At 73.9% G+C, this 23982-nt stretch carries 22 protein-coding genes; 7 read left to right on the forward strand and 15 right to left on the reverse strand.

All coding sequences use genetic code 11. From position 1 onward, the window contains the following. Positions 1–17: 17 nt before the first annotated feature. Complete coding sequence (locus tag ACGIF2_RS10270) at positions 18–1967, reverse strand: NHL domain-containing thioredoxin family protein (RefSeq protein WP_396046202.1); 1950 nt, start codon at positions 1965–1967, stop codon at positions 18–20. 139 nt (positions 1968–2106) lie between these two features. Here ACGIF2_RS10270 and ACGIF2_RS10275 point away from each other — a divergent pair, with 139 nt between their 5' ends. After that, complete coding sequence (locus tag ACGIF2_RS10275) at positions 2107–3459, forward strand: APC family permease (RefSeq protein ID WP_396046204.1); 1353 nt, start codon at positions 2107–2109, stop codon at positions 3457–3459. A 14-nt stretch (positions 3460–3473) separates the two neighbouring features. Here ACGIF2_RS10275 and ACGIF2_RS10280 read toward each other — a convergent pair whose 3' ends face one another. Next, positions 3474–3713 carry a hypothetical protein gene (locus ACGIF2_RS10280; RefSeq protein ID WP_396046206.1) on the reverse strand — a complete coding sequence of 80 codons (240 nt, stop codon included), beginning with the start codon at positions 3711–3713 and terminating at the stop codon, positions 3474–3476. A gap of 363 nt (positions 3714–4076) precedes the next feature. Between ACGIF2_RS10280 and ACGIF2_RS10285 the strand changes: the two genes are divergently transcribed. After that, positions 4077–4277, forward strand: coding sequence for a hypothetical protein (locus ACGIF2_RS10285; protein ID WP_396046208.1), 201 nt, complete (start codon positions 4077–4079; stop codon positions 4275–4277). Positions 4278–4314: 37 nt separating this feature from the next. On the opposite strand, the gene ACGIF2_RS10290 is transcribed toward ACGIF2_RS10285, so the two are convergent. The 3 genes from ACGIF2_RS10290 to ACGIF2_RS10300 all read right to left on the reverse strand — a co-directional run bounded on the left by ACGIF2_RS10290 (position 4315) and on the right by ACGIF2_RS10300 (position 6437). After that, the gene (locus ACGIF2_RS10290; protein WP_396046210.1) at positions 4315–5349 is read right to left on the reverse strand and encodes a hypothetical protein; all 1035 of its coding nucleotides are present in this window, start codon (positions 5347–5349) and stop codon (positions 4315–4317) included. A 509-nt stretch (positions 5350–5858) separates the two neighbouring features. After that, positions 5859–6083 carry a DUF6458 family protein gene (locus ACGIF2_RS10295; protein WP_396046212.1) on the reverse strand — a complete coding sequence of 75 codons (225 nt, stop codon included), beginning with the start codon at positions 6081–6083 and terminating at the stop codon, positions 5859–5861. 126 nt (positions 6084–6209) lie between these two features. Beyond that, complete coding sequence (locus ACGIF2_RS10300) at positions 6210–6437, reverse strand: DUF6458 family protein (RefSeq protein WP_396046214.1); 228 nt, start codon at positions 6435–6437, stop codon at positions 6210–6212. Positions 6438–6611: 174 nt separating this feature from the next. Between ACGIF2_RS10300 and ACGIF2_RS10305 the strand changes: the two genes are divergently transcribed. Together ACGIF2_RS10305 and ACGIF2_RS10310 are read left to right on the forward strand one after the other, a co-directional pair. Further along, on the forward strand, positions 6612–7232 hold the full coding sequence (locus ACGIF2_RS10305) for an L-threonylcarbamoyladenylate synthase (protein WP_396046216.1): 621 nt from the start codon (positions 6612–6614) through the stop codon (positions 7230–7232). After that, on the forward strand, positions 7229–8005 hold the full coding sequence (locus ACGIF2_RS10310) for a uracil-DNA glycosylase (RefSeq protein ID WP_396046218.1): 777 nt from the start codon (positions 7229–7231) through the stop codon (positions 8003–8005). Before ACGIF2_RS10305 ends, ACGIF2_RS10310 begins: the two co-directional genes overlap by 4 nt. 3 nt (positions 8006–8008) lie before the next feature. Here ACGIF2_RS10310 and ACGIF2_RS10315 read toward each other — a convergent pair whose 3' ends face one another. The 5 genes from ACGIF2_RS10315 to ACGIF2_RS10335 all read right to left on the reverse strand — a co-directional run bounded on the left by ACGIF2_RS10315 (position 8009) and on the right by ACGIF2_RS10335 (position 14496). Next, positions 8009–9337, reverse strand: a complete 1329-nt coding sequence (locus tag ACGIF2_RS10315) for an alpha/beta fold hydrolase (protein ID WP_396046220.1) — start codon at positions 9335–9337, stop codon at positions 8009–8011. Positions 9338–9441: 104 nt separating this feature from the next. Continuing rightward, positions 9442–11541 (reverse strand): alpha/beta fold hydrolase, encoded by a 2100-nt coding sequence (locus ACGIF2_RS10320; protein ID WP_396046222.1) that lies wholly within the window; start codon positions 11539–11541, stop codon positions 9442–9444. A gap of 30 nt (positions 11542–11571) precedes the next feature. Continuing rightward, the gene (locus tag ACGIF2_RS10325) at positions 11572–13707 is read right to left on the reverse strand and encodes a cytochrome c oxidase assembly protein (protein WP_396046224.1); all 2136 of its coding nucleotides are present in this window, start codon (positions 13705–13707) and stop codon (positions 11572–11574) included. Between the two features lie 4 nt (positions 13708–13711). Further along, positions 13712–14365 carry a copper resistance protein CopC gene (locus tag ACGIF2_RS10330; RefSeq protein WP_396046226.1) on the reverse strand — a complete coding sequence of 218 codons (654 nt, stop codon included), beginning with the start codon at positions 14363–14365 and terminating at the stop codon, positions 13712–13714. Continuing rightward, positions 14362–14496, reverse strand: a complete 135-nt coding sequence (locus tag ACGIF2_RS10335) for a hypothetical protein (protein WP_396046228.1) — start codon at positions 14494–14496, stop codon at positions 14362–14364. Before ACGIF2_RS10335 ends, ACGIF2_RS10330 begins: the two co-directional genes overlap by 4 nt. 421 nt (positions 14497–14917) lie before the next feature. On the opposite strand from ACGIF2_RS10335, the gene ACGIF2_RS10340 reads away from it, so the two are divergent. Both ACGIF2_RS10340 and tmk read left to right on the forward strand, forming a co-directional pair. Next, complete coding sequence (locus ACGIF2_RS10340; protein WP_396046230.1) at positions 14918–16702, forward strand: MDR family MFS transporter; 1785 nt, start codon at positions 14918–14920, stop codon at positions 16700–16702. Between the two features lie 125 nt (positions 16703–16827). Next, a complete protein-coding gene (gene tmk / locus ACGIF2_RS10345) occupies positions 16828–17571 on the forward strand; it encodes a dTMP kinase (protein WP_396046232.1) in 744 nt (247 codons plus the stop codon). A 27-nt stretch (positions 17572–17598) separates the two neighbouring features. Here the strand turns inward: tmk and ACGIF2_RS10350 are convergent, their stop codons facing one another. The 5 genes from ACGIF2_RS10350 to hisC form a co-directional block, all read right to left on the reverse strand. Further along, positions 17599–18588 (reverse strand): ADP-ribosylglycohydrolase family protein, encoded by a 990-nt coding sequence (locus tag ACGIF2_RS10350; protein WP_396046234.1) that lies wholly within the window; start codon positions 18586–18588, stop codon positions 17599–17601. After that, complete coding sequence (locus tag ACGIF2_RS10355) at positions 18579–20024, reverse strand: dihydrolipoamide acetyltransferase family protein (RefSeq protein WP_396046236.1); 1446 nt, start codon at positions 20022–20024, stop codon at positions 18579–18581. Before ACGIF2_RS10355 ends, ACGIF2_RS10350 begins: the two co-directional genes overlap by 10 nt. Before the next feature lie 40 nt (positions 20025–20064). Then, on the reverse strand, positions 20065–21102 hold the full coding sequence (locus ACGIF2_RS10360; RefSeq protein WP_396046238.1) for an alpha-ketoacid dehydrogenase subunit beta: 1038 nt from the start codon (positions 21100–21102) through the stop codon (positions 20065–20067). Next, positions 21099–22268: a pyruvate dehydrogenase (acetyl-transferring) E1 component subunit alpha gene (gene pdhA / locus ACGIF2_RS10365; RefSeq protein WP_396046240.1), complete on the reverse strand. Its 1170-nt coding sequence runs from the start codon at positions 22266–22268 to the stop codon at positions 21099–21101. Before pdhA ends, ACGIF2_RS10360 begins: the two co-directional genes overlap by 4 nt. A gap of 203 nt (positions 22269–22471) precedes the next feature. After that, complete coding sequence (hisC, locus tag ACGIF2_RS10370) at positions 22472–23536, reverse strand: histidinol-phosphate transaminase (protein WP_396046242.1); 1065 nt, start codon at positions 23534–23536, stop codon at positions 22472–22474. A 64-nt stretch (positions 23537–23600) separates the two neighbouring features. Here hisC and ACGIF2_RS10375 point away from each other — a divergent pair, with 64 nt between their 5' ends. After that, positions 23601–23981 (forward strand): phage holin family protein, encoded by a 381-nt coding sequence (locus ACGIF2_RS10375; protein ID WP_396046244.1) that lies wholly within the window; start codon positions 23601–23603, stop codon positions 23979–23981. Position 23982: the final 1 nt, after the last annotated feature.

Genomic DNA, 23982 nt, shown 5'->3' on the forward strand with positions numbered 1-23982 from the left:
GGGCCGGAGCGGACCCGTCAGCCGTGCAGCGGCAGCACGAGCTCGGTGGCCGCACCCTCGACGACCCGCACCGGCACTCCCCAGTCCTGCGCGTTGAGGTGGCACGCGGGGTACTCGATCGCGGGGTCGGCGTCGCAGCTCGCGGCGTGCGCCGTCACGTGCAGCACCCCCTCGCCGATCTCGGGGTCGAGGCGCAGCACCCGGTCGAGCGGCACGTCGTCCCCCGCACCCTCGAGCAGCAGCCCGGGCGGGGTCGAGGAGACCTGCAGCCGGGTCGAGGGGCCGTAGCGGTCGTCGTACTTCTGCCCGGCGGCGGGGGTGAACACCACGTCGAGCCGCACCGTGCCGGGGGCCAGGTCGGTCACGGGCCGCTGGGTGCGGTGCGCGCCGGAGTCGAGGATCTCCCCCGCGAGCGCGGCGGGCAGCGCGATGCGGGTCAGCCGGTGCGCGGCCGACTCGACGACCAGCAGCTGCACCCCGTCACCGGCGGTCTCGACCAGCAGCCCCGAGGGCTCGGCCAGCCCCGTGGCGAGCGTCGTGACCTCGCCCGTTCCGTCGATGCGGGCGCCGTCCGGGCCGGTCGCGGGGGCGTACCGGCGGATCGCGCCGTTGTAGGTGTCGGCGACGGCGACCGAGCCGTCGGGCAGCACCGCGACGCCGAGCGGGTGCTGGAGCAGGGCCTGGTCGGCCGGTCCGTCGCGGTGGCCGAACTCGAAGAGCCCGGCGCCGACGGCCGTGCCGACGGTGGGCGTGGCGCCGGCCTGGTCGAGGTGTCGGAGCGCGGACACCTCGGAGTCCGCGAGCCACACCCGTCCCCCGGCGTCCACCGCGAGACCCGAGGTCTGCGCGAACCACGCGTCGCGTGCGGGGCCGTCGACGAGCCCCTCGTTCATGGTGCCCGCGAGCCACGTGATCCGGTCGGCGACGGGGTCGAACGCCCACAACGTGTGGTTGCCGGCCATCGCGACGACGAACGCGTGCGCGTCGGGCGACCAGACGACGTCCCACGGCGAGGACAGCCGCACGTCGCGCGACGGCCCGTCGTACCCGACGCCCGTGCGGTCGGCCTTCGGGCCGTCGCCGGGGCGGGCGAGGACGTTGTCGGACGCACCGACCATGTACTGCTCGCCCGTGCCCGCGACCGTCGTCACCGTGCCGTCGGCGAGCCGCACGCCGCGCAGCGCGTGGTTCACGGTGTCGGCCACGAGCACGTCGAAGCCGACCTGCGCGCGCAGCTCGTCGGGCACCAGGGCCAGCCCGTTCGGCTCGCTGAACCGGGCCTCGTCGGGCCCGCCGTCGGCCAGGCCGCGCTCGCCCGAACCGATCCGGCGCACCAGCGTCTCGCCGTCGGGCGCGAGCTCGGTCAGCGCGTGGTGCCCGGCGTCGGCCACGAGCAGGTTCCCGCCGGGCAGTGCGACGACCTTGGCCGGGAAGCGCAGCGTGCCCGACGTCGGGGTGGGCGGCACGTACGGCCCGTCGCCTCGGTGCAGGGTGCCCTTGGCCTCGTGCTCGGCGACGAGGTCGCGCAGCAGCAACGCCACGTTGTTCTGGTGCCCCTCGCCGGCCATCTGTGCGACGACGTAGCCCTCGGGGTCGATCACCACGAGCGTGGGCCACGCGCGCGCCGCGTATGCCGACCAGGTGGTCAGGTTCGGGTCGTCGAGCACCGGGTGGTGCACCTCGTACCGCTCGACCGCCGACGCCAGTGCGACCGGGTCCGCCTCGTGCACGAACTTCGGCGAGTGCACCCCCACGATCACCAGCACGTCGCGGTACTGCGCCTCGAGCTCACGCAGCTCGTCGAGCACGTGCAGGCAGTTGACGCAGCAGAACGTCCAGAAGTCGAGCAGGACGATCTTGCCGCGCAGGTCCGCGAGGCTCACGTCCTTGCCGCCGGTGTTCAGCCAGCCCCGCCCGACGAGCTCGGAGGCGCGGACCTTCGGAAGACGAGTGCTGCTCTGGGTCACGGCACCAGTCAACACGACTGCCAGACGGAGCAGCGCCAGCTCCACCCCATGAAGCCCTCTCGCGGCACCTGACGACCTCCCGCCCGCACCGCCCTTGGCGCAGTCGCGAACCGGGGCGGGGCGTGACAGATTCGCTGACGTGGCAGACGGTCCGCGGCACTCGATCGGACTCGTCGCGTGCGTCGCGTTCGGTGTCGGGACGACGGTGGGCGGCGGGGTCTTCACGCTGTCGGGCACGGCCATCAACCTGGCCGGATCGGCGGCAGTCCTCGCCTATGCGCTCGCCGGGGTGGTCATGCTGCTCAGCGCGCTGTCCTTCGTCGTGGTCTCGGCCCGCGCACGACCTGGCGAGTCCGGCTACGCACCGGTCGGGGACCTGCTCAGCCCGGTGTGGCGATTCGTCGTCATGTGGGCCTTCTACCTCAACGGCGCCACGATCATCGCCTACCTCGTCATCTCGTTCGGCGACTACCTGCACGAGTACTTCATCCCCGTGGCCGGCACACTGGTGCTCGCGCTGGTGGCCACCGTGCTGGTCACCGCGCTCAATCTCGGCGGCACCGACGCCGCCGCGCGCGCCGAGACGTGGATCGTGGCGATCAAGCTCGCGCTGCTCATGCTGTTCGCCGTCTGGGGCCTGACCGAGCTCCGCCCCCACGACCTGGACCGCCCGCTGCCCGAGGGAGGCCAGGGCGTCCTGCGCGCCACCGCGCTCCTGTTCACCGCGTACACGGGGTTCAACGTCATCACGAACATGGCGGGATCGGTGCGCGACCCGCGCAAGACGGTCCCCCGCGCGATCATGCTCACCATCTTCATCTCGGGGGCCGTCTACCTGGGGACCGTGCTCGCGATGCTCGCGAGCGGCATCACCACGTTCACCTCGACGGGCGTGGCCCAGGCGGCCTCGATCGTGATGGGCCCGTGGGGCGGGGTGGTCGTCGCGTTCGCCGCGTGCCTGTCGACGCTGTCGGGGGCCAACGCCAACATGCTGGGCGCGAGCGACCTCGTGCTGCGGCTCGTCGCACGGGGTGACGTGCCGCCCGTCCTCGGTCGGCGCACCCGCTCGGGGCACCCGTACGTGAGCGTCCTGTTCCTCGCGGCCGTGACGGTCGTGCTCGTGCTGGTCGACGACCCCACGTTCGTCGTGGCGGTCGCCAACGTCGCGGCGATCATCGCGATGATCGTGGTGGGCGTCGCGGCGACCGTCCTCGCCGTGCGGGGGTGGCCCGGCGAGGGCTCACGGCTGCCGCTGGGGCCCACGATCCCGGTGCTCGCTGTGCTCACCGCGGCGAGCCAGCTCCCGTCGCTCGACGTCACGGCGCTGATCACCGGCTTCGCCCTGACGGCCGTCGGCACTCTTCTCTACGCGGCCCGGCAAAACGAGCGCGGCGGCCACGGCCGCCAGTCCGACGCGACCACCCAGATCGACGCCCTCAACACCCCCCTCCTCCGAGCCACCCGCCCCACCCCCACCCCTCCCTCTCGCTGAGACGGATGGGGGGGTCAGGCGGTGCGGAGGTGGGGGCGCGAGGCGGGGGTGATGGGGCCGGTGACCTTGATGTGGACGTGGACGCCGTCGACCGAGGACGGGAGGGCGGTGGCGTCGTCGGCGAGCTGGACGTTGACCTGGACGGCGTAGCCGTCGTCGTCCTTGGTGAGGCCGATCCCGTTGACCCCGGGGCGCTCGCGCAGCTCGGAGCGCAGCCTGTCCTTGGCCTCGCGTGCCCGCTGGAGGTCCGCCATCGTCGTCGCCTCACGTCTCGGCCGGCGGAGGCGCACGAACCCCTGCGCCGAACGCGCGGACCCTGCGCGTGACGCCCCCAGAACGGCTACCGATCGGATCGAGATACGTCGTCCGACCCCAGTGTCTCTCGCCGTGGCCGGTGACCGCCATGGTCCGGCACACCTGCGCACCGGCGCAACCGCTCCCACCGGCCGTCCGGACGGTCGGACGGGACCAACGGCCCACCAACGGCCCACCGCCGCCCTGGGCGCCGCCGGCCGCCGCCCGATCGCGGGCCGCACACTCACCGACTTCACCCGCTCAGATCTCGCAGGACGGGGTCGATCAGGAGGGAGAGCCCGCGCGGCCCACCGACCCACCGCTTGGAGACGATCATCAGCACCACGCACGACACCCCTCGCAAGGCATCCCGGCTCACGGTGCCGCCATCGCTCCGGGTCAAGGTCACCGTGGTCGTCCTGGGGCTCGCCGCGGGCGCCGTCACGGCCGGCGTGCTGATCGCCCAGTCGCCGGGTGGCGCCGCCGCACCGGCGACGTCGGGCACCTCGCAGACCGCCGGCTGACCCCGGGCTCGGCCCCGGGCCCGCCGGCTGGCCCCGGTCAGCGGGCGAGCTCGGCCCCGAGCGCGCCGAGCACAGCGTCGATCGGGTTGAGGTAGGTCAGCCCGGTGCCGTTGTCCCCACCGGTCTCGCTGCCGGCGAAGAGCAGCCCGATCGCGACCCCGTCGGCGCGGTACACGAGCGAGCCCGAGTCGCCGCCGCGGGAGAACGGGCCCTCGCCGGTCGACTCGACCTCGATCTGGTCGTCGAACCGCAGGTTGCCCAGGCCGCCCCCGTAGCCGACCACGACGTCGTCGAGCTCGATCGCGGTGACGCGACCCACCGTGAGCGCGGTCGTGCGACCGATCTTGGCGACGTCCTCCCCGCCGAAGGCCACCGTCGTGCTGGTGATGCGCCCCACCGGGTAGTCGAGGTCGACCGTCGGGTCGTCGAGCACAGCGACGGCCGCGTCGACGGTCGCGTTGCGTCCGTGCTCGAGCGGGACCGAGGCCGCGAGGGTCCCGACCCGATCCTGCGGGGCGTGACCGCCGTCTGCCGGGCCGGGCTGCACCACGACGTCACCGATCTGCCCCTGGGGCGATCCCACGAGCACGTGGTAGTTCGACAGGGCGTGCAGCACGCCGTCGACCCGCACGAACGCACCGAGCGTGCCCGCGGTCACGTCCACGTGCGCGATCGAGACTCCCGGCCGCAGCGGCCGCACCCGGTCGGTCTGGCCCACCGCGAGGGCGGTCGCGACGGGCGGACGGTGACCGATGCGTCGGTCCGAGCCCTCGGGGCTCACGAGGTGCTCGGTGGTGACGGGCCGGATCCGGCCCGTGCGCCGCACGTCGACCGCGGGACCGGCCTGCTCGATGACCTTGCGTGCGAGCCGCCGCACGGCGGGGAGACCCAGCCGGTAGCGCACAGCGACCGTGTAGCCACCGTCGCCCCGCGGCGCGAGCCCCAGCCCGAGCGTCGGCCCGGGCACGACCCCGCCGTCGAGCGCGAGCGGTGGCACCCCCTGGCGCTGGACGAGCTCGTCCACGTAGTCCGCGAGCTGGGCCTTGATCTCACGCGCTTCGTCCCTGTTCATGCTGCGCCCCCTGTCGGCGTCCGCACCGTTCCCCGCGACGGGCGTTTCGCCCGATGTGCGCCACAGTCTGCCGCGCGGCGCCGACACGCGTCGGCACCGCCGCGCTCAGCGGGCGCGGGAGGTTCACACGACCTGGACCTGCGGCGCTCACCACCGGAGGGCAGGTATCGGCGCAACCCCCGGTGAAGCGTTTCGCGTCGTTGACCGCCCCGGCGGCCGCACGGATCCTGGGCCTCTGAGCGCAGCACCTCCGCGCTCCGCACGCCCCCGGCCCTCGACGACGCCGGCCGGAGGCGGGACCGGTCGGCACCGACGGACCAGCCCCAGACGGGGAGCACGCTTCGGGTTCCTGGCCACCTCGACCTCGAGCCCGGGGGTCCCGACGGCGGTGACGCTCAACGGTGCGAGCTGCACCCTGACCTGACCACCCGGTCAGGAACCTGAGGACGGCCCTCGCGCCGGGACGGTCACTCGTCCCGGCGTGGGGGCCGTCGCCGTGCCGGGTCCGCTCAGCCCCTCGGGTACGGCCCCTGGTCGTGCCGTTCGATGACCTCGCGGTGCGAGGTGTGGGTGCGCTGGGCGTTGAGGATGATGGCCAGGATCAGGGCCAGGAACCCCGCACCCAGGCAGATGTACCCGACGACCGTGAGGTCGACGCCCGGGACGGTGTCGGTGACCGCGAACGCGAGGACCGCGCCGATCACGATGAGCACGATGCCGCCGCCGATACCCATGGGCACTCCCCGGTCCGGTGCCGGGCTCCCGGGCCCGGCCTCCTTCGAGTCTCGCCCGGCGGCGGGGTCGCCGCGCGGCGAGCGCCGCACCCCGGGGGGCAGGGTGCGGCGCTCGGGTCGCACCCCTCAGTAGGCGGGCGGACGCGAGGTGTCGTCGTGGCGCTCGATGACCTCACGGTGCGTGGTGTTGCTGCGCTGCGCGTTGAGGACCAGGGCGATGACGAGCGCCAGCACGCCACCACCCATGCAGATGTAGCCGATCGCCGTGAGGTCGATACCGCTGATGCCGTCACGGACGGCGAACGCGAGGATCGCACCGATCACGATGAGGCCTATGCCGCCACCGATTCCCATGGTCACTCCTCCGGTCGTGCCGGGCGGGGGTCGCCCGGTCGAGCCCTGAGTCTGGCGCGGGACGTCCAGGTCCGCTCGTCGAGAGCGCGTCTGGCCTGCGCACGAGGGCGGAACGGGCCGCACCGGCACCGCAGGAAGGCTCCGGGCTTCAGGTCGCGGGCCTAGGCTCGGCGCATGGCCCGGTACCTCGACGTCCACCCCCACGACCCCCAGCCGCGCACGATCTCGCAGGTGGTGCAGATGCTGCGCGACGACGCGCTGATCGCGTACCCGACCGACTCGTGCTACGCCCTGGGCGCCCGCATGGACGACCACGCTGCGGCCGACCGCATCCGCCAGATCCGGCACCTCGACGAGCGGCACCACTTCACGCTCGTGTGCTCGGACTTCACGCAGCTCGGCCAGCTCGTGCAGCTCGACAACGCGGCGTTCCGCGCGATCAAGGCCGCGACGCCCGGCGCGTACACGTTCATCCTGCCGGCGACCAAGGAGGTGCCGCGGCGGCTCGCGCACCCCAAGAAGAAGACCGTCGGCGTGCGCATCCCGGACAACCGGGTGGTCCAGGCGCTGCTGCACGAGCTCGGCGAGCCGCTGCTCTCGAGCACGCTGCTGCTCCCCGGCCACGAGGTGCCGCTCACGGACGGCTGGCAGGTCAAGGAGGAGCTCGACCACCTGGTCGACGCTGTGATCGACGCGGGTGACTGCGGCACCGAGCCGACCACGGTCGTCGACTGGTCCGAGGGCTACCCCGAGGTCGTGCGCGTCGGGGCCGGGGACCCGAGCCGGTTCGAGTGACCCCCTCGCCCGACGCGCCGACGTACCCGCTGGTGGCCGCCACGGCCACGAGCGTCGAGGCGATGGACGGGCTGCTCGTCGGGTGCCGTGCGTGCCCGCGGCTCGTCGCGTGGCGCGAAGCCGCGGCGGTCGCCCCGCGCGCGTCGTTCCGCGGCGAGACGTACTGGGCCCGTCCCGTCGCCGGGTTCGGTGACCCCGACGCCCGCGTGCTCGTGGTGGGGCTGGCCCCGGCGGCGCACGGCGGCAACCGGACGGGCCGCATGTTCACGGGCGACCGCTCGGGCGACTTCCTGATCGCGTCGCTGCACCGCACGGGCTTCGCGTCGCAGCCCACGTCCGAGCGGCCCGACGACGGCCTCACGCTCACCGACCTGCGCCTGACCGCGCCGGTGCACTGCGCCCCGCCCGACAACGCCCCCACGCCCACCGAACGCCGCACGTGCGGCCCGTGGTTCGCCCGCGAGCTCGAGCTCGTGGCCCCGCGCGTGGCTGTGGTGCTGGGCGGCTTCGCGTGGCAGGCGCTGCTCTCCACGCTCGCCGAGCAGGGGTGGCTCGTGCCGCGGCCCCGACCCCGGTTCGCGCACGGTGCCGAGCTGACGCTGCACGGGCCCGACGACCGGCGGCTCACGGTGCTGGGCTGCTTCCACGTGAGCCAGCAGAACACCTTCACGCGGCGCCTGACCCCCGAGATGCTCGACGCCGTGCTGCTCCGCGCCCGCGCGCTCGCCGACGCACCGCCGAGCGGGGTGCGCCGGACGGACGACGCGCCCTGACCGTCAGCGGCCGGTGACGCTCCAGGAGCCGGCGGCGAGGTCCATGAGCCGGGGCAGGATGACGTCGCCCGCGGCCCGCAGACCGTCGTGCAGGTACTCGTTGGTGATCCACACCTGGGTGCTGCCGACCTGGTCGGCGGTGCGCAGCGCCAGGTCGAGGTCGACGTACGGGTCGTCGTAGTACTGCACGGCCGCGACGGGCACCTCGTTCGAGGCCAGCCGGTCGACGTCGTACAGCGCGGGCCACTCGGTGCGGGCCGCGAGCTCCTCGGCCGCCGCCTGGAACGGGCGCAGCGCGCTGACCTGGGAGTACATCCACGGGAAGATCGCCTCGCCGGTGAGCAGCAGCGGCCGGGCGGTCGGGTCGAACGCGGGGTGCCTGGCCTGCTCGTCCTGAGCGGCCCAGCCCGGCTCGCGGTGACCCTGGTGGTAGATGACCTCCTGCAGCACCGCGTACAGCGGGTTGTCGTCGAAGCCGGTCTGGTGGGCGACCGCTGCGAGGAACGCCGCGGACGGCTCGGCGGTGGCCTCGTCGACGAAGGCCGTGTCGAGCGTCCAGTGCAGGCCGTCGACCCCGGTGCTCATGCCCAGCGGCATGCCGAGGGTCTGCAGGCGCTCGACCGTGAACGGGTCGCCGTTCGGCAGCCGCACGTCGTCGGCCGCGAGCCGGTCGGCGAGCCGCCCCAGCAGCGTGACGTCACCCGGGTAGCGCTGCGCGAGCTCGGCGTTGCGGGCGGCCTGCCGGGGGTAGGTCGCGCGGTACACGTCCTCGGCGGTCGCGGTGATGCCGGGGAGCCCGCCCGTGACGTAGCAGGCGGTCAGCGCCTCGGGGTGCCGGGAGAGGTACGCGAGCGTGAGGAACCCGCCGTACGACTGGCCGAGGGTGGCCCACCGGCGCCCGCCGAACACTGTGGTGCGCAGGTGCTCGGCGTCGGCGACGATCGCGTCGGCCCGGAAGCAGGACAGGTAGTCGGCGGCCTGCGCGGCACCCTCGAACGATGCGATGGTGCGCCCGTCGACACGCGACGAGCGGCCGGTGCCGCGCTGGTCGAGCAGGACCACGCGGTGCGTCTTCAGGGCGGTCGACCACCAGCCGCCGCCCTGCGGGCGCGGACCCTGACCACCCGGACCGCCCTGCAGGAACAGCAGCAGCGGCAGGTCGTCGCCCGTCCGCGTCGGGTCCACGATCTCGCGCGCGAAGACCTCGATGGCGCCGAACCGCTCGGGTGCGGACCAGTCGACCGGCACGCTCAGCCGGTGCTCGCGCACCACCAGGCCCGGGATCCGGTACTCGTTCAGGTCGCGGGCGAGGGGTGCAAGCGTGCTGGTCACCTGGTCAGCGTACGGCCGCACGGCAGCGGGCCCCGGGCACGACCAGGCCCGCGCGCCAAGCGGACGCGCGGGCCGGGTCGTGCAGGCCAGGTCGTGCCGTCAGGTCAGCCGAGCAGCTCGGGCAGCGCGGGCGACTCCTCGCCGAGCACGTGCTGCGCGAGGAACGCCTCGACCACCTGGTACCAGACGATCGCGTGCTGGGGCGTGAGCACCCAGTGGTTCTCGTCGGGGAAGTACAGGAACCGGTGCGGGGTGTTCCCGTCCGCGTCGGCGGCCAGGCCCGAGCGCGCGTTCAGCTCGTACCAGAGGCGCAGGCCCTCGCCGATCGGGACGCGGTAGTCCTTGTCGCCGTGGATCACCAGCATCGGCGTGACGATCTGCTCGACGAACAGGTGCGGCGAGTTCGCCAGCGCCATCTCCTGGGTCATCTCGCGCTCCCAGTAGTAGGAGGCGTCGGTCGTGGGGCCGAACTGGTCCAGGGCCCACAGGCTCGCGTGCGTGACGATCGCGTCGAAGCGGTCGGTGTGCCCGGCGACCCAGTTGGCCATGTACCCGCCGAACGACCCGCCCATCGCGGCGGTGCGCGACTCGTCGATGTCGTCGCGGGCGACGGCGGCGTCGGTCGCGGCCATCAGGTCGGTGAACGGCGCCGCGCCCCACGAGCCCCAGCCGCGGTCGATGAACTCCTGGCCGTAACCGGTCGACAGGGCCGGGTCGGGCAGCAGCACCGCGTAGCCCTGTGCGACCAGCAGCCACGGGTTCCAGCGCCACGACCAGGTGTTCCACGAGCCGAGCGGGCCGCCGTGGATCCACAGCAGCAGCGGTGCGGGCTGCTCGGCCGAGGCGCCCTCGGGCAGGGCGAGCCACGCGCGGACGCGGTGGCCGTCGGCCGCGGTGGTCTCGACCTCGGTGAGCGTCCCCGGCACGGTGGGCAGCGGCGCGGGCGTCGGCAGCGGGGTGGCGGCGACGGGTCGACCCGTGGCGACCGCGTCGGCCAGGTCGACCCGCACGGGGTGCGCGGGGGCCAGGTACGAGCTGCGCAGCGCGTAGAGGGTGCGCCCGTCGGGGCTGACCTGGACATCCGTGAACACGGCGTCGTCGCTGGTCACCCGCGTGACGGAGTTCGCGGCCACGTCGATGCGGAACACCGCGCCGCGGCCGTCGTCGTCGGCCATGACGAGGATCGAGGCCGAGTCGGGGGCCCACACGTAGCCGTGCGGCCAGCGGTCCCAGTCGGCGCCGAGCCGGCGCGGGTCGCTGCCGTCGATGCCGACGACCCACAGCTCGACGCGCGGTGCCTGGTGCGGGGTCGAGATCGTCTCGCGGCTGTACGCCACGAGCCGGCCGTCGGGCGAGATCACGGGAGAACCGAGATCGGCCTCGGGGTCGTCGACCAGCACCCGGTGCTCGGCCGTCGCGACGTCGACCACCTCGAGGCGCATGTGCTGGGCACCGCGCGCGGCGGGCACGTTCCACCCCGAGACGATCGTGCGCCCGTCGGGCGAGAGGCTGCTGCTCTGCTCGACCAGCACGGACCCCACGCCGGGTGTCACGTCGCGCAGGTCGAGGCGCGGGTCCGGGACCCCGGCGACGGGCGCGAGCACGTCGGCGCCGAGCTCCGCGGCGAACAGGTGCGGGTGCGCGGGGCCCAGGTCGTGGTCCCAGTACCGCACCGGGTACGACGTGTGCAGGATCGCCGCGACCTTCTTGTCCTTGCGGGCCTTGCGCAGCCGCTCGTCGTCCGCCGCGTCGATCGCGCGCGGCAGCACGTCCGACGTGACCAGCACGACGGGCGCGTCGGCCGCGACGTGCACCCCGCCCAGGCCGGCGCCGCGGTCCGCGACCACGCGGGCCTCCGCACCGTCGGCGGGCAGCAGCCACAGCGCGGGGGCGGGCTCGTCGTCGGCACCCTCGCGCGGCTCGGTGTCGGGGCGCGCCGACGTGAAGAGCAGGTCGCCCGACGGCGTGAACGCCGCGCTCGACTCGCCCTTGGTGCTGCGCGTCAGGCGCCGGGCGGGCTTGTCACCCTGCGGGTCGATCTCCCACAGCGCGGTCACGTAGCGCGTGCGCTTCTGGTCGAGCGTCGCGACCGCGGTCACGAGCCGGGTGCCGTCCTTCGACAGCGTGAGTCCCGACAGGCGCGGGAGGGCGATGTACGACTCGAGGTCGTGGAACGGTGTGGCAGCAGGTGGGGTGTCGGTCACCGCCCCGTCCTATCACGCCCGGCCCACACGTCAGCGCGGGCCGGTGCCGTCGGTCTCGGACATGCGCGCGAGCATCGCGTTGTACTCGTCCATCTCGACGTCGCCGTCCCGGTCCACCCGGCGGTCGCGCCGCCGAGCCACCCGCTCGTCGTCCCGCGCCCAGGACACCGCGACACCGATCGCGAGCGCGAGCGTCGGGAGCTCCCCGATGCCCCACGCGAGCCCCCCGCCGCGCTGCTGGTCGGCGATCGCGGACTCACCCCACGGACGGCCCAGCAGACCGAACCAGTCGGGCACCAGCAGCGTCTCGGAGTTGATGAGCCCGACCCCGAAGAACGCGTGGAACGCCATGGTCGCGAACAGCAGCAGCAGGCGCTGCGGGTACGGCGGCCGGGCCGGGCCGGGGTCGATGCCCACCAGGCCGTTCGCGAACAGGTACCCCGCGAGCGAGAAGTGCACCACCATGACGATGTGCCCGACGCCGCTCGTCAGGGCCCACTCGAACGCACCCGTGTAGTAGAACGCGATCATCGACCCCGCGAAGTTCACGGCCGCGACCAGCGGGTTCGCGAAGAACCGGCCCACGTGGCTGTGCACCAGCACCAGGATCCACTCGCGCGGGCCCCGCGACGCGTCGCCCCGCAGGCTCACCGTCCGCGACGGCAGCGCACGCAGCGCCAGCGTCACGGGCGCGGCGAGCGCGAGCAGGATCGGGATGACCATCGCCAGCACCATGTGCTGGACCATGTGCGCGCTGAACAGCACGTGCCCGTACATCGCCGGCCCACCCGACGTGGTCCAGAAGAACAGCACCATGCCCGCGACCCACATGACCGTGCGGCTCACGGGCCACGCGTCGCCGCGTGCCCGCAGCCGGCGCACCCACCGCACGTACACCACGGCCCCCGCGACGGCCGCGAAGCCGAACAGCAGCTCCCAGCGCCATTCAGTGAACCAGCGCAGCACGGTCGGCTCGGGCGGCAGCGCGTGCCCCGTGACGATCTGGGCCGGGGTCGGGTCGGCGATCGGATCGTCGGGCACGGGCGGGGCCGATGCGCCCATGGCCACGGCCACACCCGAGACGGCGCCCATCACGGCCAGCTCGACCGCGACGAGGCGCCAGAAGACCCGGCCCGCGGCGGGCGCCCCACCGGACAGGCGCGGGATGACCGAGCGCCGGTAGCGCAGCCCGACCAGTCCCAGCACGACGAACAGCGCGGCCTTGAGCAGCACCAGGACCCCGTACCGGCTCGCGAGCCCGTCGACGCCGCCGAGCCGGACCACAGCGTTGACCAGGCCCGAGACGGCCACCGCGGCGAAGCACCAGCCCGCGATCACCGAGTAGCGAGCGACGGCCGGGCCCAGGTCGCTGCCTAGCCGCCGCACCAGCACCGCGAGCGCGGCGAGCGCACCGATCCACACGGCCGCACCGACCAGGTGCACGAACATCGACGTGGTGGCCAGGTCGTGGCTCGCCGAACCTGCCGAGTGGCCGGTCTGCGCCTGCTGCCACAGCGCGACCACGACCAGCGCGGCCGTCCAGGCGGCCCCCGTGGGCGTCGCCACGACGAGCGCGAGGGCCGTGACGACCGCCGCGATCGTGGTCACGAGCAGCAGGGTGCGACCCAGGTCGATCTGGGTCACGAAGACGCCGAGCTCCTCGCCGAACGTGGCGGAGTCGAGCGGGCGCCCGCTCACCGAGGCGTAGGTCAGCACCAGGTGGACCAGGCTCAGCACGGTCCACAGCCCGGCCGCGACGCCCGCGACCAGCAGGCTGCGCGGGTACGCGGCGCCGTCCACGACGCTCGGCACCTCGCGCGCGGGACGCCTGTCGGTGCCGGCGCCGGCGCGGCCCGCGGTGCCGGCGCGGCCCGCGGTGCCGGCACGCGGCGTGGGGGCGCGCCGGGGCAGCACGCCGATCGCGAGCACCAGGGCCCCGAGCGCGAGCGACCCCGCGAGCTCGGTGAGCGTCGCGGCCACGGGCAGCCCCCACCGCACGACCGCGCCCGGGTCGCGCAGGTAGCCGGGCACCGCCGCACCCGTCAGCCACACGCCCAGCAGCGCGAGCAGCGCGGCGCTCCCGGCGAGCAGCGCGAGGAGCCCGCCGACGCCGAGCCGTCGACCGGGCCCGGCCTCGACCTCGGGAGGCACCTCGCGCACGCTCATCGCGTCACTTCCGCCGCTGACGGACCGCGACGGCGACCACGCCCGCGGCGATCAGGGCGGCGAGGACCGCGAGCACGAGCGGGGTCGAGCTGGTCTCCGCGGGCTCGGCCGAGACGGGCTCGGTCAGGTCGTTCGTGGCGGGGTCGGTGGCGGTGACGTCGGGCGACGGCGCGACCTCGCCCGGCTCGGCGTTCGCCGTCATGCGCGGCTCAGGGTCCGCTGTCGGCTCGACGCCGATCGCGGTGGCCTCGGCCGCGGTGAACGTGAGCTCGCCCGAGAGCGGGTGGCCGTCGGCCGAGGTCACTCGCCACTGCACCGTGTACGTCCCGGCGGGCAGCTCGCCCTCGATGGGCTGGCTCACGCTCGCGTCGAGGAGCACAGGCTCCCCCACGCTGACGGTGCGGCCGTCCGGCGCCACGACGACGACCTCGGTGCCGATCGCGGTGGCCGGCTGGTCGAACGTGAGCGTCAGCCGCTCCGGCACCACGGTGACGGTCGAGCCGTCGGCGGGGTCGGTCGAGCGCAGCGCGTTGTGCGCCTGCGCGGCGCCGGCGCCGATGCCGACCAGGACGAGGGCCGCGAGGGCGGCCGTGAGCGCGCGGGCGGCACCGCGCGCGGCGGAGGACGAGGACGGGCGACGGGTCACATCGACCATCATCGGGCCTCGTCCTCGCTGCGCCGAACTCCCGGCCCGGACGTCACCCCCGCGGTGAGCGCCGCCGGGGCGCCACGCCGCCGCAGCCCGAGCCACAGCCCGGCGGCACCGAGCACGCCGGGGCCCCGGCCCACCGGGTCGCCACCTGCGGCGACGTCCCCCTCGGGCGTCGCCGTCGACGTGTGCGAGGCATCGTCACCGGTCGCGACGACCCCGCTCGCCGCGCCCGCCGCGCCCGCCGAGCGTCAGGTGTGGCGTCCGTCGCAACCCGGCCCTGCGCCCCCGCGGCGACGATCTGCCTCCACCGACCTGGGGGCAATTGTCCGCAATGGGAAATAGTGTCGTGGGTCGTCGCCGTTGGGTTGGAGTCTGGGACGACGTCCGCGTCACGCGGGCCTCGCACCACGCGTCGGTCAACCCACAGGGATCGTCCATCCCGCGCTCGTTCGAGAGGCACCCGTGTCCCAGAACCCGTTGGTCCGCCCCGCCGTCCCCGCTCCATCCGTCGAGAGCCCCACCGCCCCTGCGCCCGGCGGACCGACGCACCGCGAGATCATGACGATCCTCGGCGGGCTCATGCTGGGCATGTTCCTGGCGGCGCTCGACCAGACGATCGTCGCGACCGCGATCCGCACGATCGGCGACGACCTCAACGGGCTCTCGCTGCAGGCCTGGGTCACCACCGCGTACCTCATCACCTCGACGATCGCGACGCCGCTGTACGGCAAGCTCTCCGACGTCTACGGGCGCAAGCCCTTCTACCTGCTCGCGATCGCGCTGTTCGTGACCGGCTCGCTGCTGTGCGGCACCGCCGGCTCGATGTACCAGCTCGCGATGTACCGCGGGCTGCAGGGGCTCGGTGCCGGCGGTCTCATGGCGTTGGCCATCACCATCCTCGGCGACCTGGTCCCACCCCGCGAGCGAGCCCGCTACCAGGGCTTCTTCCTCGCGGTCTTCGGCACCTCGTCGGTGCTCGGGCCGGTGATCGGCGGCTTCTTCGCGGGGGCCGACTCGATCCTGGGCATCACCGGCTGGCGCTGGGTCTTCCTGGTCAACGTGCCGCTCGGCATCCTCGGCATCGTCGTCATCTCGCGCGTCCTGCACCTGCCACCCATGAAGAAGGTCCAGCACCGCATCGACTGGCCCGGTGCGCTGATGCTCGTGGTGGCGCTCGTGCCGCTGCTGCTCATCGCCGAGCAGGGTCGCGAGTGGGGCTGGACGTCGGGCCGGGCGCTGCTCTGCTACGGGGTCGGCGTCGCGGGAATCGGGCTGTTCGTGCTCGCCGAACGCGTCGCGGGCAACGACGCGCTGCTGCCGCTCTACCTGTTCCGCAACCGCGTGTTCTCGTTCGGGGCGGGCGCCAACGTCGTGATCGGGCTCGGCATGTTCGGAGGGCTCGCGACGCTGCCGCTGTACCTGCAGATCGCCAAGGGCATGTCACCCACCGAGGCGGGCCTGACCCTCATCCCGTTCACCATCGGGATCATGGCGGGCTCGATCGTCGCGGGTCAGCTCACGGCCCGCACGGGCCGCTACAAGATCTTCCCCGTCGCGGGGACCGTGCTCATGGCAGCGGGCGGGCTGCTGCTCTCTCGGCTCAGCGCCGACACGACGCTGCTGGCCATCAGCGCGTACTCGATCGTCTTCGGCCTCGGGCTCGGCCTGACGATGCAGCCGCTCGTGCTCGCCGTGCAGAACGCCGTGCCCGTGCGCGACATGGGCGTCGCGACGTCCGCGTCGCTGTTCTTCCGGCAGATGGGCGGCACGCTCGGCACCGCCGTGTTCCTCTCGGTGCTGTTCTCGACCGTGGGCGCCAACATCGTGGCCGCGTTCCGGGCCGCGGTGCCGACCCCCGAGTTCCAGGCCGCCCTGGCCGATCCGACCGTGCTGGCCGATCCCGCGAACGCGCCGGTGCTCGACATGCTCGGCAAGGGATCGGGCGGGGCGCTCCCCTCGCTCGACGACTCCTCGTTCATCGGCGCGCTCGACCCACGCCTCGCCCGGCCGTTCCTCGAGGGCTTCTCCGAGTCGGTCGACCTGATCGTGATGATCGTCGCGGGCGTCATGGTGCTGGGCCTGGTGCTCGTGCTGCTCATCCCCGAGGTGCCGCTGCGCAACGTCTCCGGCATCCAGGGGCGGCTCGAGGAGGAGGCGGAGGCGGCAGCCGGCGCGACCCCGGGCGTCGCGAGCGAGGCCGAGACGGCCGAGGCCGCGAGCCTCCCGGCGCCCGACCGCAACGCACCCGGCGCACCCGGCGCACCCGGCGCACCCAGCAGCGGCCTGCCCGCCGAGCGGGGCGAACCCAGCCCGGCTCACGGGCCGCGCACCACGGACACCTGAGGGGCCGCCGCGACGGGACGACGTGCGGCCAACGGCCCCGGGTGCACCGCCGGGCTGCTCACCCAGGGCGCGATGTCCCCCGGGAGATGGTGTCGGAACCGTCGGGTTTGCGTCATCCTGTGCGGATGAGCACTGACACGCCGCGCGGCCTGCTGGTCGCGGTCTGCGGCATCGACGGCAGCGGCACCTCGACCCAGGTCGATCGTCTCGCCGAGCACCTCGGCACGAGCACCGCGACCCACGTCGCGCACGTGCCCACCGATCTCTACCGGGGCGACGACCTCGTCCGCGCGGTCCTCGAGCCGGACCAGCGCAGCGAGGAGAACATCCGCGAGCTCGCGCTGTTCGCGGCGTTCGACCTCGCGCGCCACGCCCGCACCGTCCTGCGCCCCCGGCTCGCCGCAGGCGAGACCGTGGTGGCCGACGGCTACGTCTACGGCAGCTACGCGTACTTCCGGTCGCGCGGCATCACCGACGTCGAGTGGCTGATGCACCTCAACCGGTACGCCCCCGTGCCCGACGTGACGATCTGCCTCGACGTGCCGCCTGAGACCGCCGCGAGCCGCGTGGTGCACCGCGACGGGTCGCTGCGCCAGCACCGCGACGTGGACCTCGACCGGATGATCACCTCGCGCCGCCTGTACCTCGACCAGCCATGGGGTCGCCGCACGAGCTTCCACGTCGTGGACGGCGCGCGCCCGGTCGACGACGTCGCACGCGACGTGACCAGCCTGGTCGAGTCCGCCGCGCAGGAGCTCACCGAGCGGCTCGAGGCCGAGGCCAGGGCTGCCCGGGCTGCCGACGCGGTCATCGAGCCGACCGACGGGCCCCCGCGCACGCCCGAGCACGGCACGAGCGTCCTCGCGTAGCGCTCCCGCCCCCGAGGACGGGACTGTCTAGCAGGCCAGCGCCTGGCCGCGTCGGGCGAGCTCGTGCACCGTGAGCCCGGGCCAGCCGTGCACCACGGCGAGCCACGGTTCGGGCAGGGCCGACAGGCCCCAGCGCGCCCCGACGAGCGCGCCGGTGATGGCCGCGACCGTGTCGGCGTCACGCCCGCCCCGCACGGCGGCCTCGAGGGCCCGGCGCAGGTGCTCAGGGCCGTCGTCGGGCAGCGACGTGCGGGTGATCGCGGACCATGCGGCCTGGAGCGCCTGGACCACCCAGCCGTTGCGCTCGAAGTCCGCGGGGTCCAGCCCCTCGGCCTCGGCGATCAGCCCGTCCCAGCGCGTCCGGCTCGCGGCGGGCAGCAGCGGCAGGCCGACGCGCACGTCGAGGTCGCCGGCGAGCACCGCGTGGCGGATGGCCGCGCACCACAGCACGCACGCGTCACCCGCGTCGGGGTCGTGGTGGGTGAGCTCGCTGACGGCGCGCGCGGCGTCGGCCGTCGCGGACGCGTCGTCGAGGTGGGCCAGCGCCACGGGTGCGGTGCGCATGAGCGAGCCGTTGCCGCCCGAGCGGCCCGTCGCCCGGTGGTGCGCGGTCGCGGCCGCACGGGCCCGGGCCGCGGTGGGCGGGCCGTCGTCCGTCGCTGCAGCGAGCACAGCGCGCGTCTGCGCGCCCACGTCCGCGGCATCCGACGCCCACGCGACCCACCCGGCGACCACGTCGTCGAGGCGGTCGACCAGCCGGTCGCCCGCGCACGCCGCCCGTTCGGCGGCCTCGAGCACCACGACCGCCATCTGCGTGTCGTCGGTCCACTCGCCCGGTTCCCACCCGAACGCCCCGCCACCGACCATGCCCACGGGCTGGTCGGCCGTCAGGGGCGGGCCGAACTCGTACGGGGCACCGAGCGCGTCGCCGCAGGCCATCGCGGCCAGCACCCCGGCCGCGCGGTCCGCCACCGCGGGGTCGGCAGCCGGGCCGTGAGCGGTGGGCGTCAGCCCCACACGAGGCCCTGGGCGGGCTCGGCGAGCACCGCGGCGACGTCCGAGAGGAACTTCGCCCCCAGCGCGCCGTCGACCAGCCGGTGGTCGAAGCTCAGCGCGAGCTGCGTGACGTACCGGGGCTTGATCTTGCCCTTGTGCACCCACGGCTGCTGCCGGATCGCCCCGAACGCGAGGATCGCCGCCTCGCCAGGGTTGAGGATCGGGGTGCCCGAGTCGATGCCGAACACGCCGACGTTGGTGATGGTGATGGTGCCGTCGGACATCTCGGCGGGGCTCGTGCGGCCGGCCCGGGCCGTGGCGGTCAGCTCGGAGATGCCGAGCGCGAGGTCCTTGAGCCCGAGCGTGTGCGCGTCCTTGATGTTGGGCACCACGAGCCCGCGCGGCGTCGAGGCCGCGATGCCCAGGTTCACGTAGTGCTTGTAGACGATCTCCTGGGTCGCGTCGTCCCAGCTCGCGTTGATCTCCGGGTGCCGTCGGACCGCCGTCAGCACGGCCTTCGCGGCGATGAGCAGCGGCGTCACCCGCACGTCGGTGAACTCACGGTCCTCGCGCAGCCGCGCGACGAGCTTCATGGTCCGGGTGATGTCGAGCGTGTGGAACACGGTGACGTGCGGGGCCGTGAACGCGCTCGCGACCATCGCCTCGGCCGTGCGCTTGCGCACCGACTTGACCGGCACGCGCGTCTGGCGGCCACCGTCGCTCACCGTGCCCTGCGCGAGCCACGGCGAGTCGTCGCCGGGGTACGTCGCCAGGGTGCGCGCCTCGGTCTCGACCGAGCGGGCGAGCACGTCCTCGCGGGTCACGATGCCGCCGGGGCCCGTGGGGTTGACCGATCCGAGGTCGACGTCGAGGTCACGGGCGAGCTTGCGCACGGGCGGCTTGGCGAGCACGTGCGGTCGGACCGACGCGGCGGGGACGGCTGTGCGCGGGCCGGGTGCGGCGGTGACCGCCTGTGCTGCGGGCGCGGCAGGCGGGCGCGCGCCGTTCTGCGCGGCGGCCCCGTTCTGCGCGGCCCCGTTCTGAGCGGCGGCGGGCTGGGCGGCGCGGGGACGGCGGGCCGAGCCCTGCCCGCTCACGCCGTAGCCGACGAGCACGGCCTCACGGGTCACGGCGTCCGCCGTGCCGGGCACGGAAGCGGCGGGCACGTCGGCCCCGCCGGTCGGAGCCACGGGGGCAGGCGCGGCACCGGTCGGGTCGACGTCCACCTCGATGATGGGCGTGCCGACGTCCACCGTGGTCCCAGGCTCGACGAGCAGCCGCGTGACGACCCCCGCGAACGGGCTCGGCAGGTCCACGAGCGACTTCGCCGTCTCGATCTCGACGATCGTCTGGTTGACCTCGACCGTGTCGCCGACCGCGACGTGCCACGCCACGATCTCGGCCTCGGTCAGGCCCTCGCCCGCGTCGGGCAGGTTGAACTGCTGGTACGTCGGCACCGTCGATCTCCTCAAACGCCAGGGTTCAGAACGTCGGGGTTCAGAACGTCAGGGTGCGGTCGACGGCGTCGAGCACACGGTCCAGACCGGGAAGGTAGTCCTCCTCGATCTTCGCGACGGGGTACGGGTTGTGGAACCCGCCGACGCGCAGCACCGGGGCCTGCAGGTGGTAGAAGCACTCCTCGGTGACCCGGGCGGCCACCTCGGCGCCCGTGCCGTAGAGCGTCGGGGCCTCGTGCACCACGACGCAGCGGCCCGTGCGGCGGACCGACGCGACGACGGTCTCGACGTCGAGCGGCGAGATCGTGCGCAGGTCGACGACCTCGACGCTCGTCCCTTCGGCCGCTGCCGCGTCGGCCACCTTGAGGGCCGTGGCGACGGTGGGCCCGTAGGCGACGACGGTGACGTCGGTGCCGGCGCGCAGCACCTGGGCCCGGTCCAGGCCGGTGGCGACCGCGGGGTCGTGCGGCGCGGCGACCGGGCCGAGGTCCACGTCGCCCTTGTCCCAGTACCGACCCTTGGGCTCGAAGAAGAGCACCGGGTCCGGTGAGGCGATGGCCTGCTGGATCATCGCGAACGCGTCGGCGGGGTTCGACGGGCTGACCACCCGGAGCCCGGGGGTGTGCGCGAACAGCGCCTCGGGCGACTCCGAGTGGTGCTCGATCGCACCGATCCCGCCGCCGTAGGGCACCCGGATGACGACGGGCAGCGAGAGCCGGCCGCGCGAGCGGTAGTGCATCTTCGCGAGCTGCGTCGTGATCTGGTCGAAGGCCGGGAAGATGAAGCCGTCGAACTGGATCTCGCACACCGGGCGGTAGCCGCGCAGCGCGAGGCCGATGGCGGTGCCGACGATGCCCGACTCGGCGAGCGGCGTGTCGACCACGCGGTCCGCCCCGAAGTCCTTGTGCAGGCCGTCGGTCACGCGGAACACCCCGCCGAGCGCGCCGATGTCCTCGCCCATGAGCAGCACCTTCGGGTCCTGCTCGAGCGCGCGGCGCAGCCCGTGGTTGATCGCCTTGGCGAGCGTGATCCGCTGCGTCCCGGTCGTGCCGGGGCTGGTGAGGTCGGTCGTGCTCATCGGGCACCTCCGGACAAGTTCGCGACGTGGGGGTCGCCCACCGCGTCGCGCTCGGGCAGGAACGAGCCCTCGTACGCCTCGAACCAGGCCCGGTCGGACTCGACCTGGGCGTGCGGGCTCGCGTAGACGTGCTCGAACATCGACGTCGCCTCGGGGGCACCCCATCCGCGGACCGTCGTCCGTATGCGCTCACCGAGCGCCGCAGCCTCGGCGTCGACGTCGGCGAGGAACTCGGCGGACAGCTCGCCCGCGAGCTCGAGGTGCAGCCCGAGCCGGTCGATCGGGTCACGCCGGCGCCAGAACTCCTCCTCGGCGGACGAGCGGTAGCGCGTCGGGTCGTCCGACGTGGTGTGCGCACCCATGCGGTACGTGAACGCCTCGACGAGGGTCGGGCCGCCGCCGCTGCGGGCCCGTTCGAGCGCCTCGGCCGTGACGGCGTAGCAGGCCAGCACGTCGTTGCCGTCGACGCGCACGCTCGGCACCCCGAAGCCGGGGCCGCGGTCGGCGATCGGCACGCGCGCCTGACGCGTGGTCGGCTCGGAGATCGCCCACTGGTTGTTCTGGCAGAACAGCACGAGCGGTGCGTTGTTCACGGCGGCGAAGACGAGCGCCTCGTTCACGTCGCCCTGCGAGGTCGCGCCGTCACCGAAGTACGTCACGACCGCCGTGTCGCGCTCGGGGTCGCCCGAGCCGACCGCGCCGTCGCGCTGCACACCCATCGCGTAGCCCGTGGCGTGCAGCGTGTGCGAGCCGATGACGAGCGTGTACAGGTGGAAGTTGTGGGCGGTCGCGTCCCAGCCGCCGTGGTCGAGCCCGCGGAACAGCCGCAGGATGTCCACGAGGTCGAGGCCGCGGGTGTGGGCGACGCCGTGCTCGCGGTAGGACGGGAAGACGTAGTCCTGGGTGCGCAGCGCTCGGCCCGAGCCGATCTGTGCGGCCTCCTGACCCAGGCACTGCGCCCACAGGCCGAGCTCGCCCTGACGCTGCAGCGCGGTGGCCTCGGTGTCGAAGCGACGCACGAGCACCATGTCGCGGTACATGCCGCGCAGCGCCTCGGCGTCGAGGTGCGCGGCACGCGGCGTGTACTCGGGGTGGTCGACACGCTGGCCGGTGGGAGTCAGGAGCTGGACGAGGTCATCGTCGTCGAGTGGACCGGTCGTGCTCACGCGGGGTCTCCTTGCGGCCGGCGGCAGTGGTGCGATCGGGTCGATCGGCAAACCTACGTCAGCGTAGGCTACGGGACCGTAGGTAGTCCCGGAGGGTCCCTGACAACCCTCGACCCGCGAACTTGTCGACTTCCCACACCCTCCGCTTCCCACACCCTCCGCGCAGGTCGTCGGACCCCCGCCCGACCGGCTCCTCCCGGGCGTCACCCCCGCGCGCGGGCCGCGATCTCGAGCAGCAGGTCGGTCGCCTCGGTCTCGCCCACGCTGACCCGCACCCCGTCGCCCTGGAACGGACGCACGAGCACGCCGGACCGCGCGGACGCCTCGGCGAACGCCGCCGCGCGGTCGCCGAGCGGCAGCCACACGAAGTTCGCCTGGCTGTCGGGCACGTCCCACCCCTGGGCACGGAGCCCCGCGAGCAGACGCTCACGCGCGTCGACCACGGCCTGCACCCGGACCATCAGCTCGTCCGAGGCACGCAGCGACGCGACCGCGGCGAGCTGGGCGATCTGCGAGACGCCGAACGGGGTCGACGTCGCACGGATCCCGGCGGCGAGCCGCGGACGGGCGACCGCGTAGCCGACCCGGAGGCCGGCCAGGCCGTAGGCCTTGGAGAAGGTGCGCAGCAGCACGACGTTCGGGTGCTGGGCGAACGCCGCAAGGCCGTCGGCCGCCTCGGGGTCGCGCACGAACTCGACGTACGCCTCGTCGAGCACCACGAGCACGTCACGCGGCACCGCCGCGAGGAACTCGGCGAGCTCGTCCGCGTGCACGGCCGGACCCGTCGGGTTGTTCGGGGTGCACACGAGCACCACGCGGGTCCGGGGGGTGACGGCCGCGGCCATCGCCGGCAGGTCGAGCCGACCGCCGTCGGCGAGCGGCACCGGCACACCCTGCGCACCCGCGACGCCCACCGCGATCGGGTAGGCCTCGAACGAGCGCCACGGGAGCACGACCTCGTCGCCCGCGTCGCACACCGCAGCCAGCACGTGGCTCAGCACCGCGACCGACCCGCAGCCGGTGACCACCGACGCGGGGTTCACGTCGAGGTGGGCCGCGATCGCCTCGGTCAGCTCGGTCGCGTACATGTCCGGGTACCTGTTGACGTCCATCGCACCGTCGGCGATCGCCGCGACCACGGACGACAGCGGCGGGAACGGGTTCTCGTTCGACGAGAGCTTGAACGCGGCCGCCCCGACGAGAGCCCGCGCCCCCGGGACGTACGGCGGGAGAGCGGCGACTGCCGGACGGAGCGGTACCTGGGTCACCGGGCCAGCATGCCACCGCCCGCTTCGCCCACGGCGACGGCACCCCGGATGGCAGGATCTGCCCATGAGCTTCATCGTGCGCGTGATCATCAACGGGGTCGCCATCTGGTTCGCGACGCTGATCCTGCCGGGCCTGGAGGTGGTCGCGACCGGGTCGACCGCGCAGTACATCGGCGTGATCCTTCTGGTCGCGCTGGTGTTCGGGATCGTCAACGCGATCGTCAAGCCGATCGTGAAGCTCTTGTCGATCCCCTTGTACATCCTCACGCTCGGTCTGTTCACGCTGGTCGTGAACGCGCTCATGCTCCTGCTCACCGCGTGGATCACGGAGCAGTCCACCTGGGGCCTGCGGATCGACAACTTCGGCACCGCTGTGCTCGGCGCGCTCGTCATCTCGGTCGTGAGCTTCGTGCTCAGCCTCCTGGCGCCCCGCAGCGGCCGCTGAC

It is taken from the genome of Cellulomonas sp. P22, from assembly GCF_044392165.1.

Bases quoted from the DNA above. Each gene is read 5' to 3' on its own strand.
- ACGIF2_RS10330 (WP_396046226.1), bottom strand. From the start codon at position 14,365: ATGATGGTCGATGTGACCCGTCGCCCGTCCTCGTCCTCCGCCGCGCGC.
- ACGIF2_RS10295 (WP_396046212.1), bottom strand. From the start codon at position 6,083: ATGGGTATCGGCGGCGGCATCGTGCTCATCGTGATCGGCGCGGTCCTC.
- ACGIF2_RS10340 (WP_396046230.1), top strand. From the start codon at position 14,918: ATGACGATCCTCGGCGGGCTCATGCTGGGCATGTTCCTGGCGGCGCTC.
- ACGIF2_RS10305 (WP_396046216.1), top strand. From the start codon at position 6,612: ATGGCCCGGTACCTCGACGTCCACCCCCACGACCCCCAGCCGCGCACG.
- ACGIF2_RS10280 (WP_396046206.1), bottom strand. From the start codon at position 3,713: ATGGCGGACCTCCAGCGGGCACGCGAGGCCAAGGACAGGCTGCGCTCC.
- ACGIF2_RS10325 (WP_396046224.1), bottom strand. From the start codon at position 13,707: ATGAGCGTGCGCGAGGTGCCTCCCGAGGTCGAGGCCGGGCCCGGTCGA.
- tmk (WP_396046232.1), top strand. From the start codon at position 16,828: ATGAGCACTGACACGCCGCGCGGCCTGCTGGTCGCGGTCTGCGGCATC.
- ACGIF2_RS10360 (WP_396046238.1), bottom strand. From the start codon at position 21,102: ATGAGCACGACCGACCTCACCAGCCCCGGCACGACCGGGACGCAGCGG.
- ACGIF2_RS10375 (WP_396046244.1), top strand. From the start codon at position 23,601: ATGAGCTTCATCGTGCGCGTGATCATCAACGGGGTCGCCATCTGGTTC.
- ACGIF2_RS10300 (WP_396046214.1), bottom strand. From the start codon at position 6,437: ATGGGAATCGGTGGCGGCATAGGCCTCATCGTGATCGGTGCGATCCTC.
- ACGIF2_RS10290 (WP_396046210.1), bottom strand. From the start codon at position 5,349: ATGAACAGGGACGAAGCGCGTGAGATCAAGGCCCAGCTCGCGGACTAC.